This window comes from Zobellia galactanivorans (genome assembly GCF_000973105.1).
GTDB classification, from domain to species: Bacteria; Bacteroidota; Bacteroidia; order Flavobacteriales; family Flavobacteriaceae; genus Zobellia; species Zobellia galactanivorans.
Map to the genome: position 1 here is coordinate 3,593,146 of NC_015844.1, position 19,406 is coordinate 3,612,551.

The 19,406-nt window shown below is 38.3% G+C and carries 15 protein-coding genes; 11 read left to right on the forward strand and 4 right to left on the reverse strand.

Annotation, left to right across the window (positions count from 1 at the left end; translation table 11 throughout):
* Positions 1-29 precede the first annotated feature (29 nt).
* From ZOBGAL_RS14655 to ZOBGAL_RS14690, 7 genes are all read left to right on the forward strand, one after another.
* Positions 30-590 carry a hypothetical protein gene (locus ZOBGAL_RS14655; protein ID WP_046287513.1) on the forward strand — a complete coding sequence of 187 codons (561 nt, stop codon included), beginning with the start codon at positions 30-32 and terminating at the stop codon, positions 588-590.
* 348 nt (positions 591-938) lie between these two features.
* Entirely contained in the window at positions 939-1,445 is a 507-nt protein-coding gene (locus tag ZOBGAL_RS14665; RefSeq protein ID WP_013994439.1) for a hypothetical protein, read from the forward strand.
* 247 nt (positions 1,446-1,692) lie between these two features.
* Positions 1,693-2,301: a hypothetical protein gene (locus ZOBGAL_RS14670; RefSeq protein ID WP_013994440.1), complete on the forward strand. Its 609-nt coding sequence runs from the start codon at positions 1,693-1,695 to the stop codon at positions 2,299-2,301.
* A 67-nt stretch (positions 2,302-2,368) separates the two neighbouring features.
* Positions 2,369-2,926 carry a hypothetical protein gene (locus tag ZOBGAL_RS14675; RefSeq protein ID WP_013994441.1) on the forward strand — a complete coding sequence of 186 codons (558 nt, stop codon included), beginning with the start codon at positions 2,369-2,371 and terminating at the stop codon, positions 2,924-2,926.
* Between the two features lie 23 nt (positions 2,927-2,949).
* Positions 2,950-3,477, forward strand: a complete 528-nt coding sequence (locus ZOBGAL_RS14680) for a hypothetical protein (RefSeq protein ID WP_013994442.1) — start codon at positions 2,950-2,952, stop codon at positions 3,475-3,477.
* On the forward strand, positions 3,464-4,039 hold the full coding sequence (locus tag ZOBGAL_RS14685; protein ID WP_046287516.1) for a hypothetical protein: 576 nt from the start codon (positions 3,464-3,466) through the stop codon (positions 4,037-4,039). The genes ZOBGAL_RS14680 and ZOBGAL_RS14685 overlap by 14 nt, the downstream gene beginning before the upstream one ends.
* A 5-nt stretch (positions 4,040-4,044) precedes the next feature.
* The gene (locus ZOBGAL_RS14690; RefSeq protein ID WP_013994444.1) at positions 4,045-4,920 is read left to right on the forward strand and encodes a transposase; all 876 of its coding nucleotides are present in this window, start codon (positions 4,045-4,047) and stop codon (positions 4,918-4,920) included.
* A 534-nt stretch (positions 4,921-5,454) separates the two neighbouring features.
* Here the strand turns inward: ZOBGAL_RS14690 and ZOBGAL_RS14695 are convergent.
* The 4 genes from ZOBGAL_RS14695 to ZOBGAL_RS14715 form a co-directional block, all read right to left on the reverse strand.
* Positions 5,455-6,993, reverse strand: coding sequence for a FecR family protein (locus tag ZOBGAL_RS14695; RefSeq protein ID WP_013994445.1), 1,539 nt, complete (start codon positions 6,991-6,993; stop codon positions 5,455-5,457).
* Positions 6,994-7,205: 212 nt separating this feature from the next.
* Positions 7,206-8,334, reverse strand: a protein-coding gene (locus ZOBGAL_RS14700; RefSeq protein WP_148560715.1) for an IS3 family transposase whose coding sequence is annotated in 2 segments (ribosomal slippage) — positions 7,206-8,082 and positions 8,081-8,334 — 1,131 coding nt in all. Because the reading frame shifts where the segments join, the coding sequence is not laid out codon by codon here.
* A gap of 1,133 nt (positions 8,335-9,467) precedes the next feature.
* Positions 9,468-10,382 carry a ThuA domain-containing protein gene (locus ZOBGAL_RS14710; RefSeq protein WP_013994450.1) on the reverse strand — a complete coding sequence of 305 codons (915 nt, stop codon included), beginning with the start codon at positions 10,380-10,382 and terminating at the stop codon, positions 9,468-9,470.
* Positions 10,383-10,397: 15 nt separating this feature from the next.
* Positions 10,398-11,414 (reverse strand): LacI family DNA-binding transcriptional regulator, encoded by a 1,017-nt coding sequence (locus ZOBGAL_RS14715; RefSeq protein ID WP_013994451.1) that lies wholly within the window; start codon positions 11,412-11,414, stop codon positions 10,398-10,400.
* Positions 11,415-11,662: 248 nt separating this feature from the next.
* On the opposite strand from ZOBGAL_RS14715, the gene ZOBGAL_RS14720 reads away from it, so the two are divergent.
* From ZOBGAL_RS14720 to ZOBGAL_RS14735, 4 genes are all read left to right on the forward strand, one after another.
* Positions 11,663-14,794 carry a SusC/RagA family TonB-linked outer membrane protein gene (locus ZOBGAL_RS14720; RefSeq protein WP_013994452.1) on the forward strand — a complete coding sequence of 1,044 codons (3,132 nt, stop codon included), beginning with the start codon at positions 11,663-11,665 and terminating at the stop codon, positions 14,792-14,794.
* A gap of 19 nt (positions 14,795-14,813) precedes the next feature.
* Positions 14,814-16,670, forward strand: coding sequence for a RagB/SusD family nutrient uptake outer membrane protein (locus ZOBGAL_RS14725; RefSeq protein ID WP_013994453.1), 1,857 nt, complete (start codon positions 14,814-14,816; stop codon positions 16,668-16,670).
* Positions 16,671-16,789: 119 nt separating this feature from the next.
* Entirely contained in the window at positions 16,790-17,983 is a 1,194-nt protein-coding gene (locus ZOBGAL_RS14730) for a DUF6807 domain-containing protein (protein WP_013994454.1), read from the forward strand.
* 17 nt (positions 17,984-18,000) lie between these two features.
* Positions 18,001-19,377 (forward strand): Gfo/Idh/MocA family protein, encoded by a 1,377-nt coding sequence (locus ZOBGAL_RS14735; RefSeq protein ID WP_013994455.1) that lies wholly within the window; start codon positions 18,001-18,003, stop codon positions 19,375-19,377.
* The last annotated feature ends 29 nt before the right edge of the window (positions 19,378-19,406 follow it).

Genomic DNA, 19,406 nt, shown 5'->3' on the forward strand with positions numbered 1-19,406 from the left:
TAGCTTTTGCTGTTCAAAAACCAAAAACTATGATCCCATTATTATTAAGGATAGCAGCGAGGCTTGCTCTACAGACAAAAAAGTCTATATCACAAGTGAGAAAAAAGCTGGTTTTGAAGAATATACCAAAGAGGCCATTGAATATTGATAAGCCAAGCCTAATAGGAAATTCGAATAAACAAGGTAAAACAAAAACTAAGATAAAAAAAGAGCTTCGAAAGAATTTTATTGAAGAATTTTTTAAGGAAATTCTAAAATTTAAAAGTCAAGACAAGCAAAAAGAAAAAAAAGATAAAGTAAAAAATAAAAAATCTCATAACATCTTTCAAGAGGTTTTTGAGGCCCTAGGCTTAAAAAAAACATTCGAACTTAGAAGTAGTAGAAGTAATAATATAAAAAGTAAAGATCAAGGTCCAGAATTAAAAACACCAGTAGTGCATAAAAAGAAAGCACATAAGACGGTGGATTATTGGAATAGATTCGGGACTACATTGAATAAATTAAAACCTGGAGCAGAAATAGAACAAGGAGTTTCAAAACAAACAACTTTAAGTAGAAGCAGAAGTTCGTCTATATCTATGCGCAGATAGTTTATGAGAACACTAGTAAACATATTGTCTTTGGTATCAATAATTTTTTGTATTGGATTTTTTGACTCTTCTACACTAGATGAAAAATTGGATACCAATATATTGTTGATACAACAGCATTGCAATGTCGATACGACATCCACAAAACTAAATACTAAACTAGACTTGGAATTAAATAGTTTTTATCAACATGAGTTTTGGTCCAAAAAAGCAATTGACAGTTGTGATCAAAAGGAGCTGCTGTTATTATTAGAACAAATCGTTGAGAACAATTTCTCTACACATAAGATAAATGCCGGTAGGCTTGCTACATTAAAAGAATCGTTAACCTGTAAAAATTAAGAAACCATGAGAAAGGTTTTAATACTTACTTTTTTGATAACTGTAACAAAAACAATGGCACAACTTCCATTGCCTTCTTCTTATGTAGATATTGGTCATAAGGTAGCATTAGAAATTGAAGCAAGTGCAGCGAATTCGGTGGATAAGTCCAAAAGAGAAACCAGCAAAAGCTGGGGTACAACAATTATAGGTTCAGGCGCAGAAAAAGCAGGCTTAACAAGCTTGGGTAAACCTGTGAGATATGTACACTTTATAAATTATGCCAATATGTGTGACTCTTATTCAAATGGTCGTCAAAAAAAGTTTTGCGAAGAAAGAGTAAAGTATCTAAAACATTCTCATGATGTGGTTTTTGAGCTGTTAAGTGTAAGTCCGAGACATAAAATGAGAAAAGGGGTAAGGGATTTGATTTGGGAAAAATATGCGTCTATTTCTATTATGATCATTAAAGAATTAGAAATAATTAAACGCGAATCAGAAAAAGAAGACGGAGAAAGAGATATAAACTATTAAGGATAATATAGGTAATAACCTGTTGTGCATTTAGAACTGGTTTTGACCAAAATTCGTCAGTTCGGCTACTTCGACCTTGGGAGAGTGTATCGAGAATAGAATCTTGGATAGAAAAAAGCTATTCTCGATACATTTTTTTTTCATTTCATTACAGAAAACCACGGATTGACGCTTTTTTATAACATTTTCCCTAAATGCACAATGGGTGGGTAATAGTCATTATATATAATTTAATAAAAATATCATTATGAAGTTTAGTAAGAATTTAATTTTCGCATGCATTATTACATTAACTACATACAACAGTTTTGCCCAATTAAAAATTCTAGGGCATACCCATGTAACGAATACAGATACAGAGGCTATGACAGAGTTAGGGAAATTAATTGTAGCTATAACCATCAGAAATGAAACAAATGAAAATATAAATAATGTGCTTAGAGCGCTTATCGAGAAAGAAAAACAACTTTTGAAAAGCAAATACGATGTATCACCTCATGATAGTAAAAGCGGTTTTATCGCTAAATCTGCCGGAACTTTACAATTAAGTATGGCAGAACAAGCCCTGTTGTCAAAATTTTCTAACGAAAGATACATGACCGAAAATAAAAAGACACTTATGAAGAATATGGCGCTGAGTAAGAGTTTGTTACCTTTTTTGCAGGTGTTGGATTCTAAAAATATTACGGCAGCAAATCGACAAGAAATATATAGGCTGCGTAGTGAAATAATCCGGCAATATTCAAATAATGATAAGCAGACTTTTGGTTTGATGGCATTACCAGCAATACGACTTGCAGCTGAGGGAGATGAAGAGTTATTAAAATGGATATCTGAATTAGAGATCTTCTTGTAATACGAATGCCTTCATCAACAAAGTTCAACATATTGCAAGCATTAACTATAAAACAAATATTATAAATATGAAAAAAATAGTGATATTAATAGGACTAGTTTTGATTGGAACAACATGCCTAGCGCAACCTTTTAATTTTAATTATCTTCCTATAACAGATATGCCTTTAGTTGTAGCAAGTGGAGCTGCTTCAGCTGAATATGGTATTATGAAATTTGAAGAGAACCAGCTTACAGATGCTGTAAGCTCTTATGCAAGTACCTACAATAAAAGAGCTACATATTATAGCGGGATCTTAATTATTTCTATGATTAATAATAACATCGATAAGAGTAGAAATAGGTATCTAAAACTAAAATTAGATAATAGTGAACTGGATGAAATCAAATACTATTCTAAAAGACCAGAAAATGATAAATTATTGGCAGAGATAAATGAAAATCTTGATATTCTTGAGAAAGAACTAGAGAGTCAGCATAAAATGGTGATTTATGGAGAAAAACTGAATTTGCTTCAAAATTCTATGCTTACCCTCACCAGAATTAATAGAAAACTTGATTTTGTTAGAAAAAATATTCATCAAAGTGAACAAGCTAAAAAGGTAATCAAAATGATTATTGACTAATTTTTATCGCTAAAAATGAACATATGGAGTCACATAAATTATTTTTAAAATGTACTATACTATCGGGTTTTTTAGTCTTGCTTGGTTTTATAGAAACAAAGGCACAAGTTTTTGGAGCTGTTACTGATGGATTAGGAAACCCTGTCTTAGGGCGTATTGCTAAAACAAATGGTAAGATGACAGCCACTGCAGTTTTAAATAAAGAGTTTTTGGAGGAAGTCGAAGATGTAATTTCGGAAGAATATTTATTCCTTACCAAATATAACGAGTTATATATAGGTGAAGGAATCAGGATTCAAAGATTTTTCAAAGAAAGCTATGATTTTGTTGAAGAAAAATATCCAATTGTTGAGCCAACTAGTAATATCAAATATATTGGAAACCCCAAGGCTATAAGGCTAAGGTATGGTATAATGTTAGGGAGAGAGTCTAAAAAAGTTAATTCCTACCTGGCTTTTGATAATTATATGAGTGAAGGAGACAGGATATTGTTGCTATTGTCTTCATTAGAAAAAGTAATTAAAACTTGCATAAAAAATGAAAAACTTTAAACTAATATTGATGGTTATCCTGTGTATAACATGGATATCTTCACAAGCACAAACATGGTCGATTACACATAATGTTGCAGCTGGGGAAAAAATCGCTGCGAATGTTTTATTAGGTGAAGAGATTAGTCTTATCAATGAGCAAAAACATCTTGTTGACGAATTGAGGGTAGTCGAACAAGATTATGATAGTAGAAGAAAGTTAAATTCAAATTTCAAATCACTACCTATGATGATTGCTACCATAGGGGCCATAGAATTTTCAGAAAAACAAATTAATGAAATAGAAGAAAAAATAAAAGATTTGAAAGGGAAAAGATTGTATACCAAATTACGGCTAAAAGAACATGAAGTAAACCTTACCGACGAAAAAAGATATTTACAAGAGATTAAATCAGAGTATACATTTTTACTTACGGCAATCTCATTAAGTGGTGGTCCAGGGTATAACTATAGCGCCTTTTTAAAGGTGTTAATAAGAACGTTAAAGATTAGACGAAATATACTACTCATAGAATATAAGGTAAATAATCTGATAACACAAAGTAACAATATTAAACGATAATAATTATGGATTTTTATGCGGTACTTACCGATTTTGAATCTACGCTGGAACCAAAAATTTTAGCTTTTGTAGATGCTATTTTACCTTCTGTAAGACTTTTGGCGGCAGCTATTATGGTTGTATTTGTGGGATACCATGTCATCAAATCATGGTTGGGAGAAAATGAGAAATTAGATGTCTCTACATTGGTTCGTCCATGTTTAATCTTGGCAGCACTAGTTCTCTATACAGAGCTGGTTGTTTTACTAATAGAAAAACCAGTAGAGATTGTAAATGAAATCGTTCTTGATGGGGCAACTAAAGTAGGAGGTGCGACACCCGGTAGTATGAAATTATTTCGTGATAAAATGGCATATACCCAAGATACAGGAGGTGTAGATGGTGGCGGAGTTGATGATGTCATTCAGTTGCATCCATTCCTTGAGCTTATACATCTTATTGTATTCTTTATCGCTTCTGTTGCTGGAGGATATATTCTTTTCAGGCAGCTCATTGTTAAGTGTATCTATCTAATAATTGGACCCTTTGTGCTGGCCTTTTCACTTATTGTAGGAAACGAAAAAGTAATTGGCAGTTGGTATCAAGGCTTTATATCTGTTCTTTTATGGCTGCCTATGCTTAGTATCGTACAAACAATTATCATATTACTCCCCGTAGAGACAACTTCATTTTCTGATAGTGATATTATATTCTCTATGGCTATGCAGGTAGTTATGATATTTGTAGTATTTAAAGTTCCTCGTTATGCCAATATTTTAGTAGGTCAAGGGGCAGAAATGGGATCGCAGGCAGGAAATACAATTATGGGACAGGTTAAAGGTTTCCCAATGAGTGTGCTTAATAATAGGATGATGGGAAGATCTATGAAAGGTAAAAAATAACAGGTAGGAATGTTACTTGATAATGATATCAAAAAAATATTTATTAGCATAATATCAATTCTAGATAAAAGTAAATTAAACCAAAGTAATGGATTGGTTTTGATAGAAACACTAGGACGAATTGATATAGCAATGTCGAAGAGATTAAGAAGGCGTAACTCGTAATAACGTTAACTCCTTATTTTCTGTCAGGGATTATAGACTAGCGGTTAAACACAGGTTGCCGTATAAAAGCTACAACTAGTTTCTTGGATTTAGAGATTAAATTTCGTTTAGCTGTGTGATTCCGAAAAAGTAGATGTAATAGAAAACTATCATCAGAAAAGGGAAATGTTGTAAAATGTGACACTATCCCAAAAACTGTGTAAGTTAAAAATACAGAGGGTTTAGCTATTTTATAGTCCTACCTTTTTTTCATAATATGGTTAAGAACTGATTGAGGATTATCCTCAATTTGTGATTGGCATAGACCATTTTTTGATTGCTATCAAAATAATTCAAAAAAAGAAAGACAAAATATATTGGTATAACCTATTAATTACGATTAAATTTTTGGTTTTTTAAAATAATTAGAGAACTGTCATCTTTGTCTTTTGAATACTCAATGCCCATGGTAAGAAATACGTTTTCTAAAGCATTATCTAAATTATTATGAGGAAAACTACCAGTATATAACATAGATAATTTATCTTCTATCCCTTTATAATCAATAGTAATTGGAAATTGTGATTCTAACTGATTGATTACATGTTTAAGAGGAGTACTTTTAAAATTACTAATTCCAATAGTCCAGGTTGGTTTTTTATCAGAGGTATTTTTATCAAAAACCTCTTGTTTTTTAATGCCGTCTAAAAAACTTACTTTTTTCCCTGCAGTTAATATGGTGTTATCGTCGATAGTAGAAACTTGCACTTTACCTTCAAAACAAGCTGTTTCAAAAAAATTATCCCGTGACACTACATTAAATTTTGTTCCTAAGACATGTATATCGCCATTAGAAGTAGTCACAGTAAAATTGCTTCCTTTTTGAACTTCAAAAAATACTTCCCCATCCAGGTTTAACTTTCGATTAAAACTAAAAAGGTATTTATTATACGTTAATTTGGATAAGGCATTGACTGTAGCCAAAGAATTATCTGGTAAAGTAACGTTTTGTTGTTGAGCAATAGAGGTTTCAATAACCGTATTTCCAAAGAAGAATAGGCTCAAACCAACTATAAATATAACACTAGCTGCATAACCTATATATCGTAAAACATTTAAATGGATTACCTTTCCTTTGCTTACAGTACTGTCTTGGAGTTTTTTCTGAAAATCAGAATAGGCTTCTTCCTCTGTTTGTTGCCCAGGGACCTTAAGTTTTGAAATTCCATCAATAATGGACTTGTAGCTTTTATAATCTTCAGAATGCTCCAACAATTCTTGCTCTTCTGCTGTGAGTTCCTTGTTAAGCCATTTTACTAAAAGTCTTTCGTAATCTGTATTATTGTTTTGAAGTTTTGCCTGAAAATCAGAATAGGCTTCTTCCTCTGTTTGTTGCCCAGGGACCTTAAGTTTTGAAATTCCATCAATAATGGACTTGTAGCTTTTATAATCTTCAGAATGCTCCAACAATTCTTGCTCTTCTGCTGTGAGTTCCTTGTTAAGCCATTTTACTAAAAGTCTTTCGTAATCTGTATTATTGTTTTGAAGTTTTGCCTGAAAATCAGAATAGGCTTCTTCCTCTGTTTGTTGCCCAGGGACCTTAAGCTTTGAAATTCCATCAATAATGGACTTGTAGCTTTTATAATCTTCAGAACGCTCCAACAATTCTTGCTCTTCTGCTGTGAGTTCCTTGTTAAGCCATTTTACTAAAAGTCTTTCGTAATCTGTATTATTGTTTTGAAGTTTTGCCTGAAAATCAGAATAGGCTTCTTCCTCTGTTTGTTGCCCAGGGACCTTAAGCTTTGAAACTCCATCAATAATGGACTTGTAGTAATTATAATCTTCAGAACGCTCGAATAACTCCTGTTCTTCTAGAGTTAATTCCCTATTCAGCCATTTTAATAAAAGCTTATTATAATTTTCTTCCATCAACATCCCTAATCAAACTCGATCAATATTAATAATATCTCTTCTGCCGTTTTGTAAAATTAAATTATTTTTATTTATTACCAGTTTCAAATCATCTTATTAACAAAAAAAATAAGATTCTTAAAAGATTGATGAAACTTTTACTAGTATTCTTTGTTTATAGTAACAAAAATAAGAGGTAGAACTTGTAAGCTCCCCCTAGATAGAACTGCTTAGTTTTCTAAAACTTCATTAAAGTTATTGTTTTTAATTCTTTTGGGGCTAGCCCCAAAAGAATTAAGTTCTGCGTATTTTACGGGCGGTATTTTACCCAAGGCATCGTGGGGCCTATGATGGTTATAATTGTTCATCCAGATCTGTGTCCGCTCCCTTACTTGGTCTAGGTTTTCAAAGATATATTTGTTCAGCACCCCACGTCTGTAGCTTCCGTTGAACCTTTCCACAAAAGCATTTTGGGGCGGCTTGCCCGGTTGGATATATTTGAACTCTATCCCGTGCATCTGGCTCCAATCATTGGTTATGTGGGCAATGAACTCCGGGCCGTTGTCCATTCTTATCTTTTTCGGCTTCCCCTTCCTATTGATGAGATGGTTGAGTACCCATACAACGCGATTGCTGGTCAAGGAAAAGTCGATTTCTATATGAAGTGCTTCTCGATTAAAATCATCGATAACGTTGAACGACCTGAAGCGTCTCTTGTTTTTCAGGACATCGGTCACAAAGTCCATACTCCAAGTGTGGTTAAGTCCATCAGGCACCTCTAAGGGCTCTTTCACCCTTGCGGGCAAACGTTTCTTTACTTTTCTTCTCAAAGGCAGTCCAAGGGCCTTGTACACACGGTGGACCCGTTTATGGTTCCATGGCTTCCCTTCATTGCGCAAACGGTCGTAGGCCTTCCAGAAGCCTTCCTCCAAATGTTCTTTTGCCTTTTGCCGCAAGGCATCCTCTATTTCGGTATCGTCCTTTGGCAAAGGTTTATAATAATAGACGCTCTTGCTCATATTCAATACACGGCACGCCCTGCTGATACCGCAATGAACAAGTTCTTTGGCGATACTGCGCTTACGGCAAGGCTTCAGAGCTTTTTTCGATGATCTCTTTCGCCATTTGATGGTCCAAAGCCAAGTTGGCGTACATCTGCTTGAGCTTTCGGTTCTCTTCTTCCAGTTCCTTTATGCGCCTGAGCTCCTTGTCGCTCATTCCGGCGTACTTCGAACGCCACATGTAGAAAGCGGCCGAACTCACACCGTGTTCACGGGTTATATCCGCAACGGTCTTGCCATTATCGAACTCGTTTAAAATCTTCGCGATCTGCGTGGGTGAAAATCTACTCTTCCTCATAATACTTTTTAAATTTAAGATTATTATTCTACTTTTAAATAGTTCGGTTTTAAGGGAAGCTTACAATGGCACTCGAATTGATTTGTTTTATAGGGTATACAATTTAGTATTGCAATGCTGAACGCTACTGTTTTTTAAACACGAATAGATTTTGCTTTTAATATTTTTTTTGATCCAAAAACGCCAGAATACCTATTAAAATTTGATACCTTAGTTTGTTCATAATGTTATTGTTTAAGAGATTTTTATATTCTTGCTTGCTTTTTTATTATGGTCTGATTAAGTCTTAAGCGTATTGATTATAATTCCGTTTTATTACTCTAATTGTATTAAAAATAACTTTTCTTACATTTTATGTGAGAATATATTATTGTGGTAAACTTATGGAAGTACTTAAGGAAATAATATCCTAAAAAAAACGATTTTTATATCATGGTTTATAATGGTTAAATGTTGTGGTTTACCCTTATTTATTTTATAACACTTTTGGAAGTGTTTTTATTGGTGATTTTAAAAATAGAATCCAAAAGAAACTATAACTAGAAAATTAAACTTTCATTTATAACCACATTCATTTACTTAAGACTTTAACCTTATAATTACCTCAATTTTGTAAAGAGCAAAAATGCTTCCCGTTGATGATCGTCTTGTATTCTTGGATGGAGTTTCCATTACAGAAGTAAATCGGCGCCTAATACAAGAAGAGAGAATAACAGGCTAACTTGAGTTGGTGTAATAGATCATTTACAATTGCAATTGGATGATGACCATGATTATTGTCAAATGAGTATTTTTGACCTAAAGAGAAGAATTCTTATTAACCTAGCTATTTCAAAGAAAGATTTCGATTGACCGACGTACACGGACACGTAATGAAGGATATTCTAACCTGATTTCTTCTGTGGTTGGAAAGGCTTAAGACCGTATCATTGGGCTTAGGGGTTGCCGCGACCTAAGAAAGTGTAAGGGGCAATGCAAGACCATGTGGTTTTGCATTGCCCCTGTCTATTTGTACTGTCGATGCTTCGCGCGGCCTGAATCGGTTTTTGCCTTGTTTACGGTAGTGGAAATACGGAAAGTATCCTTGTGCAAGTCAAAAGAACCCTAGTTTAAAACAACGATTTTAAATTCCTTTATTTTCCGATAGGGGAGTCGTCACATTTTAAGTCGCCGACAACATACTGTAGGCCATCCAAGAAAAACTGAAGTAACTCTGGGTGGTCTAAACTTTGGGCGTTATGTGATGGGGAGCTATAGAAAACACGGCCTTTGCCATGTCTTTTGATCCAAGAAACATAGTTTACCTTTTCGTCGACTTCCTTTTTCATGCCTTCTAGCTTATCGATTTCAATGTAAAGTAAGGGTCTGAAGTTATAATCGAAATAGGCATTGTTGAAAAAGTAGGGTTCATCCACATGGGTAAGGCCATTTCCTTTAAAGGCTTGTACTAAGGGGTGCTTAGGGTCTACTTCCTTAACGTGCATTTCTTGCTGTCTCGGATGGTAGTCAAAGCTGCCGCCGGTCATTTGGCTGAACTCCTTAGAGTTGTTCTGAACGGTAATGGCGCCATGTAGGATCATAAGTCCGCCACCCTTGGCTACGTAGTTCATCAAATTGGTTTCGTACTGCTTTGATAGGGCGGTGATTTCTTGGTCTGGAAGATTTGAATTTTGCTGTAATAAATCCCAGAACAAATCTCGCTTCGGTCCTGAGGGATTGCAATTGTTAAATACAACCGCATCATATTTTTTTAGGTTCTTTTTATCGAAGCTTTCAACGTCGTAAGCGATGTGGACTTCAAAGGCATCGGTTTTTGTGCCTAAAATCTTAAGCATTTCTGCGTTATGCGGAATGGTCCAATGGTCAAATCCCGTAGCTTTTGAAAAGACCAATATCTTTTTCTTGGATACGTTCTTTACCGTAGGTTCGGACGGGGCCATCCGTTCAATCTTGGCAAGCCATTCATCGGTAATCTTGAAATCTTCGGTTTGTTGTGCGAAAATGAAACCGGTAACAAGTAAAAATAAGGCGGTAATATTCTTTTTCATGGGTAATACGAGTCTTTAGCGCTGGGTAGATTCCCTAGCTATTAATTTATGTTTAATGATGATTTGATCTGCGGATTGAATGTTGATAGAGCCGCTTAAGTGACTTATAATGCTCTCGCCTGCCAGAATTCCCATTTTGTACCCGGGATACTCTATGGTGGTTAAATTGGGGGAGATGACTTCCGATACCGGATCATTGTTGAATCCAATGATCTTTATGTCCTCGGGTATACGAAACCCTTCCTTTTTCAACTCAATGATACAATGTACGGCAAAGGTGTCGTTTGACACAAAAATACCGTCCACTTTGTGTTTGGAGTTTTTTATACGTTCCACAAAGGTCTTTGCATTGTCTATACTTAGGTCGCTTTCATAAAGATTTTCTTCTTTGAAAGGAATGTTGTTTTTGTACAATGCCCTTTGATAGCCGTCAAATCTATCGGCATACACGTTACGCTTTAGGCTACCGCTTATGTGTGCAATGTTTTTACAGCCCTGTTCAATTAAATGTTGGGTAGCGTCAAAACCTGCGGCGTGGTTATCTATGGAAATAGTGGGGCAGTTCGGTAGGTCACAGACCCTATCAAAAAATAGAAGGGGGATTTTCCTGTCGGTATAAGTGGTGAAATGGTCGAAATTTTCGGTTTCGTAGGCAAGAGAAACCAATAAGGCATCAACGCCGCTATCAAAAAGGGTTTTGGCGTTTAGCTTTTCTTTTTTCTCTGATTCCAAAGACTGGCTAATAATTAAGTTGTATCCAATATCATTGGCAATCTTTTCTATACCGGATAAAACGGTAGACATAAAGTTGGAATTCAGTTTAGGAACGATAACCCCAATGGTGTTGGATTTCTGCTTACTGAGATTGGCGGCAAACTTGTTGGTTCTGTAACCGGTTTCCTTAGCTACCGACAATACTTTGTCTTTGGTCTTCTGGCTTATGGCCGGGTGGTCGTTTAGGCTACGGCTTACGGTAGCGGGAGAGATGTTCAGCTTCTGCGCTAAGTCGTATATGGTTATTTTCTTTGCCATTTTTGTTTGTGCAATATTATCGCAACAATATTACGCAACAAATCGAAATATACAAGGATAATTTCTTTTTAATTGGAAAGTAGTGTCTGTTTTTGTGGTTTTAGGCAAATTTAAAGCCTGTATATTGGGTAATTATCAATTTTTATGTAATTAATTTACGCAATCGGTTGCGTAATACATAAAATTTTATAGTTTTGTTTCGAGTCAACTAGACCTAAATAATCAAACCCAATTTTAATACACTTTGTATGAAACAACTATTAAGCGATTTTAAGCTATTTAAACGAACGCTATTTTTCTTGCTTCCTATGCTGCTTTTGTCTTATTCGGCATTAGCGCAAGATGATTTTACGGTTACGGGAACGGTAACGGATGAATACGATGCTCCCTTGCCAGGCGCTTCCGTCGTGGAGAAGGGCACTACAAATGGGGTGTCTACCGATTTTGATGGGAATTATTCCATTTCGGTTTCCAATCAAAATGCAACTTTGGTAATAAGTTACATTGGTTACGCCGAACAAGAAATTGCCATTGAGGGCAAGTCTCAGATCAATACTTCTATGGAGCCAAGTGCTTCCACCCTTGACGAGGTAGTTCTTGTCGGCTACGGGGCGGTGAAGAAAAAAGACCTAACAGGTGCCATCTCTCAAGTAGAGGCAGAAGATTTGGCCGACCAATCTACGAATTCCGTTACCGACGTTTTGCGTGGTAATGTTGCGGGTTTAAGTATTGGTTTGTCCTCTGGGCCTAAAGGGGTCAGTAATATTAGAATTAGGGGAAACAATGGTCTTTCGGCAGGGTCCAATCCTTTGATCGTAGTGGACGGTATCATATATAATGGCGACTTGTCAGATATTGCCCCATCAGATATTGACCGTTTGGATGTAATGAAAGATGCTAGTTCTGCTGCGGTTTATGGTGCTAGGGGCTCAAGTGGGGTGATTTTGATTACGACCAAAAGAGGAACCAGCGATAAGCCTACTATTAATATCAATTCGAGTGTGGGTATAGCTACGGATGCCTATAAGGAAAGACCATATGGACCGGAAGGCTACGCCAACTGGAGAACTGATGTCTTCAAAAGTATCAACCCACAATTGACAAAAGATAATCCGGGCCGATATGATAATCCTAACAATTTACCGGAAGGGGTTACTGTAGAGCAGTGGTTGGCATACGATGGTTCTGCGGGTGATCCTACACGGGCTTGGTTGAACCGTATCGGATTTCAAGATGTTGAAATTAATAATTACTTGGAAGGAAAGTCTATTGATTGGTACGATCGTATCATTCAAACCGGTATCAGAAATGATATCAATACCAGTATTTCCGGAAGAAATAACGGACTAAACTATTATTGGTCCGTAGGGCGTACTTCTAATGAAGGCATATACGATGGTGAAAAGTTTCAGACCTTACGTTCTAGGTTGAACCTTGACGCCGATATTAACGATTGGTTGACCGTGGGTATGAATACCCAATTTGCCAAACGTGATGAAGGGTTTATTGCGGCAGATAGGTTGCAGATAGAAAGGTCGTCTCCGTTTGGTTCCGAGTTCGATGATGATGGCAACCCTAGATTGAGTCCCCAAGACGACAGTGGGGCCGGGGCGACCAATGCTTTTTTATCTCAACAGTTTACCGATTTGATAGATTTGGAACATACGTTCAATTCTCGAGTGTATGCCAAGGTAAAATTGCCCTTGGGATTTACTTATGAATTAGGGTATACCAACAGATTGGAATTTAGGGAGTACTACAGACATCTACAATCGGCAAGTCCTCGAAATGTTGTGGGTGAAGGTTCTAGGGCCAATAGAAGAATATCGGAATGGCAATTGGATAATATCTTAAGATGGAACAAGACCATAGACAAACATCAATTCGATTTGACCTTCTTGGCATATGCCGAAAAGTTCAGGTCTTATGAGACCATAGCGAACGCCACTACATTTGAGCCCAATGATGCCTTAGGCTTCAGTAGTCTTGAATTGGGTACCGTTCCTACGGTAAGTAGTGAAGATGTAACCAGTACGGGCGATGCGTTTATGACCCGCTTCAATTACAATTATGACTCCCGTTACCTTCTTACCTTGACGATGAGAAGAGATGGCTATTCGGCCTTTGGGGCAGGTAATAAGAGAGGGTACTTTCCTTCTATTGCGGGGGCTTGGACCATTTCGAATGAGAGCTTCTTTAATTCCGAGTTCGTAAACTTTTTAAAACTAAGGGCAACCTATGGTGAAAATGGAAATAGGGAAATTGGTCGCTTTGTGTCCCTATCCCAACTCAGGGCGGGTAAATACCTAAATGCCAATGCCGACGGGGAGGTCTTTACCGTACCGACTTTTAACAATTTTACCCAAGAGAGTCCCGATTTAAAATGGGAAACTACAAAGGCGATAAACTTTGGTCTTGATTATAGTTTGGCCGATGGTATTGTAGAAGGATCGATCGAGGCCTACAGGAATATCACAACCGATCTTCTTGTTGAAAGAAGACTTCCAGATATTATTGGGTTTACATCCGTATTTACCAACCTTGGTGAGGTAGAGAACAAGGGAATTGAATTTAGTCTTTCTACCCTTAATTATGACAAAGAGAATTTTAACTGGACCACGAACTTCAATTTTTCGCTCAACCGTAGTAAGATCAACGAACTGTACGGTGATTTAGATGAAAATGGAAAAGAGCTTGACGATATTTCAAACCGATGGTTTATCGGTGAGGCTTCCGATGTAATCTGGGATTATGAGGTTCTTGGTGTTTTTCAGGAAGACGAGGCCGAAGCTGCTGCGGCAGTCGGACTTTCCCCAGGGGATTTCAAACTTAGGGATGTAAATAACGATGGTTTGTTTACCGATGAGGATAAAAAGTTTATCGGCCATAGAACACCGAGATTCCAAGCGGCAATGTCCAATCGCTTTACCTTGTTCGAAAACATCGACTTTTCTTTTGAGATGTATTCCAATTGGGGACAGAAACGTTTGTTCAACGAAGCCAAGAACAGAAATGGCTTTATTGACCGGACCAATTCCATTCAAACGCCATACTGGACCCCTGAGAACCCGACCAATGAATATGCGAGGTTGTTCTCAAGTGATGGTAGTGCGAGTTACGGTATATGGAGGGATGCTTCGTTCATAAGGTTGAACAATGTGACCATAGCCTATCGTTTTCCAACGGAATTCACTCAAAAATTTGCGGTTCAGAAATTACGGGTATATGCCAATGCAAGAAACCTTGCTGTTTGGGCGCCACATTGGGATTTTTATGATCCGGAGCCGACCGATATAGAAGGAAGAAATTCTAACGGAAGCAATAACCCCACTTTGCCCACGCCTCGATTCTTTACGGTAGGGTTGGACATTAGCCTTTAATATTCTAAATAAATAGACAATGAATAAAGAATTATATAAATATCGAAAAACCTTATTAGGCCTGACTTTTGTCTTTGCCTTGGCCTTTATCTCGTGTGAGGAAGAATTTTTAGATGCGGAACCTCAATCCTTTTTTACCCCAGGTAATGCCCTGAATACGCCTGATGGATTGAGTAGCTTAAATAATAATGCATTGGCAAGACTTACTTCGGAATTCTACGGGGATGGGGCACCGATCATTACGGAGAATATATTTTCAGAGGTTGCCGTGGAAGGAACTACCGACAAATCGGGGCCGGCCCAAGATTTAAACTTGTTGATCCTGCCGGATGCCAACTTGAATAGCTCCGATAGCAATAGAATTGGATGGTTCTGGAACCTCTTTTATGAAGGTATTAAGTTCAATAATACGGTAATTGGAAGAATCGACGATGCAGAATTTGAAAGTAACGAACAACGCGATGAAATTCTCGGTAAAGCCTATTTTTTAAGGGCATATTTCTATTACAGGCTTACACAGCAGTTTGGCGATATACCTTTTGTACAGGAAGAGGTAAAAACTCCTAAACTCGATTTTGTCAGTACGAGTCGAACGACTATTCTTGAGAAAATGAGGGATGATTTGAACGCCGCCGTTTCCATGGTGCCCGAAGTTTCTAACAAGGGGGATGTTAATAAAGCCGCTGTCTTGCACTTACTGACCAAAGTAAACTTGGCATTGGCCGATTTTGATGCGGCCATTACATCGGCATCACAGGTTATTGATGGCGGTCAGTTTAAATTAATGACCGATAGGTTCGGTTCTACGGCCGGCGATGCCACCAAAGATGTGACTTGGGACCTGCACAGGCCCCAGAACAAAAGTATACCTGGTAATACAGAGGGTATATTGATGTCGATCAGTCGCTTGGAATTTGAAGACAACGGTTCACGTGCCGCTACGACCGTACAACGTCAAGCCGTGCCTTTATGGTGGCGATTTATCAATACTCCCGATGGGCAGAACGGAATGTCCGATGCACCTGACGCTGAGATCAACCAGGTTTTTGAATATGGTAGAGGTATTGGTAGAAACCGTGGTACGGCCTATAGTACGGAGCAAATCTGGAAAGATGCCAATAGCGACCAAAGGTTTAAAGATGGCAACTGGGTTCAAATGGAAGATTTGGTGTATAATGCTCCAAGTTTGAAAGAAGCGGGTAATTCGTATTACGGTAAGAATTTAGAATTGTATCTTCCTGACGGTACGGCCTTATGTTCCGATACCATTCGTAACTGGTATGATTTTCCGCATTATAAATTTTCTATTCCAGATCCCTTGAACGTTAAACCTCAAGGTGGACATTCGGATTGGTACGTTTTTCGTATAGCGGAAACCCATTTATTGCGGGCCGAAGCTTATTTTTGGAAAGGAAACCTGGCAGAGGCGGCCAATGATATCAATGCCGTAAGAAGACGGGCCGAAGCCGACGATATAGCGGCCACAGATGTAAACATAGATGTTATACTTGATGAGCGCGCCCGTGAATTGTATTACGAAGAACCACGAAAGACGGAACTTACGCGAATAGCCTACATTTTTGCTATGACCGGAAAAACCGCTTATAACGGGGAAAGCTATAGTATGGACAACTTCTCGCAAAAGAATTTCTGGTACGACCGAATTATGGAGGTTACCGATTTTTATAACAAAGGAGTTAAAACAATTCATGGCGATGAATATACCATGAGTCCCTACCACGTATTATGGCCCGTGCCTTCATCGGCAATAAACGCCAATACCCAAGGGCGTATCAATCAAAATGAAGGCTACCCTGGTGCGGAACTGAACGTTGCTCCCCTGACCAGTATACCTGAAGCGGAGAGTGGTAGTTAATATGAAGTTTGTTTGAGTTAGTTTTTGTTAAAATTCCGTCATCTATACTGTTGCTTATGCGTACAATTGCTCTTTTTTTTCTTATTTCGACCTTTTGGTCTTGTAATACCAAAAAGTCAATGCGCTTTACATTGGTAGAAGGTGACGGGGTTTTTCTAACACGGCCGGTCAGTTTTGGTTTGACCGGGGCCCAAAAAGCTCAAATAGATATAGAAAAAGCTATGGTTCTTTTTCAGGAAGATGGAAAAGAAAGCATAGAGCTTCCTTTTCAGGTAGACCGGCAACAACATAAAATCTGGTTCCTTCCGGTGATGGGAAACAATAATGAGGGTCTCTTAAACTTTCGTTTGGAGAACGGATTATCTTCGTTAAAATCTGAAAATGGTATTTCAGAAAAAAAGAAAAATGGTAGTTTACAGCTGGGCTTTCAAAATAAGCCTGCTGTTTCCTATCGCTATGAAATGACCTATCCGCCGAAAGGAGTGGATTCCATTTTTAAAAAATCCGGATATATTCATCCGATTATCACCCCAAAGGGCGATACGCTAACCCGAATCCAGCCTGAGGATCATTACCATCATTATGGACTATGGGGGCCATGGACCCATACCCAAGTCGATGGGGAACGCGTCGATTTTTGGAACTTGGGAGAAGGTATGGGAACGGTTCTGTTTAAGGAATTTAAAAATGTGGAATCGGGCGATGTCTATGCCTCGTTTACCGCAGCTCAAGAACATATTGATCTTAAGACCAAAAAAGAGCCCCAAGTGGCGTTGAACGAAGATTTGCAGGTGCGTTTATGGAACTTGAACCGGCCTGACCGCTATATGCTCGATTACAAAAGCGAGTTCGGTACGCCCTTGAAAAACGGAATTTTGTTTGAGGCCTACCGCTATGGTGGTGGACTGGGGCTACGTTTTAACGAAAGGTGGAAGGCCGATAATTGTACGGTGCTGACTTCGGAGGGCAACGACCGTTTAACGGCGGACGGGACCAATGCCAGATGGTGTATTGTATCGGGAGCATCATCGGACGGGAAGGGGACAAATGGCATTTTATTTATGAGTCACCCTAACAACAGAAAACATCCCGAACCCATGCGGATATGGCCTATAGATGCCAATGGGGGCAGGGGCGATATGTTCTTTGAATTTTGTCCGATACGGCATGAAGGATGGAAGATAGAACCGGGTCAAAAATATGAATTGAACTACCGAATGGTAGTTTTTGACGGAGCATTGAAAGCCGAGGAAGCCGAAGCGTACTGGCAATCGTTTGCCCAACAACCCAATATAGATATAATCAATAATTAGAAATACCAAATACAACGATGGAGAGAAGAAAATTTATCAACAGAACAGCTTTAAGTACCGCCGCTTTGGTGGGGTTTCCTAGCATTGTACCGGCTCATGTACTGGGCAAGAATGCACCAAGTAATAAAATAAACATCGGGCAGATCGGTTGTGGCCGTATTGCTCGAAGTCATGATATTCACGATACCATTCGTTTTGACCAAGCTAATTATTTGGCGGTGTGTGATGTTGACTCCAAAAGGGCGGCAGATGCGAAGCTTTTAGTTGATGGGTTTTATCAAAAAAAGACAGGCAAGGCCAAATATAACCGAACAAAAATATACGATGATTATCGCGAAATGCTCTTGAATAAAGATATTGATGCGGTAGTGATCAGTACACCCGATCATTGGCATTCCCAACCGGCAATGGAAGCTGCCTTGGCCGGAAAGGACATCTACGTTCAAAAACCTACTTCCTTAACCGTTAGGGAAGGTCAACAATTGCGTGAGGTTGTTCAGAAAACAGGGGCCATTTTACAAGTCGGAACACAGCAACGTGCCATGCCGCAATTTAGGATTGCCGCAGAATTGGTAAGAAATGGTCGTATTGGTAAAATTCATACCGTTAAAATCGGTTTGCCGGGCGATCCTGCAGGTCCTGAAGCACCTGCAATGCCCGTACCTCCAAATTTGAATTTTGATATGTGGTTGGGTTCTACCCCAGAAGTACCGTATACCGAGATAGGGGTGCATCCCCAAGATGGGTATAGCAGACCGGGCTGGTTGCGTTCGCGTAATTATGGTGCCGGAATGATTACAGGCTGGGGACAGCACCACTATGATTCCGCGGCATGGGGTATGAATACCGAATTAAGTGGGCCTATTTCCGTAGAGGCTTTGGCCGAATTCCCAAAATCGGGTCTGTGGAACGTACATGGCGATTTCTTTGTAAAACACGAGTATGATAATGGTATTACGGTATACACCAGTGGAGGGTATACTAACGGTATCCGCTACGAAGGTACGGATGGATGGATTTTCGTTTCACGTGGTTCTTACCAAGCTTCCGCCACTGATCCAGTGGATAAGGAAAAGAGCAGTAAGGCCTTAAATGCTTCCGATCCCAAGATTTTGGAATCGGTAATCGGTGAAAATGAAATCCACCTAGAAAAAATTGATGACCAACATGGAAACTGGTTAGATTGTATCAAGACCCGAAAGGCTCCTATTTCACCAATAGAAAAAGGACATAAGGCTTGTACCATCTGCTTGATCAGTGACATCGCCATGCAGTTCGATAGAAAACTGGAATGGGATTATGATAAGGAAGTCTTTATCAATGACGCCGAGGCCAATGCCATGCTACACCGTGAGCAAAGAAAGCCCTACGGAACGGATTATGTAAAATACTAAACTCCAAAGAGCCCGTTCCTTTCGAACGG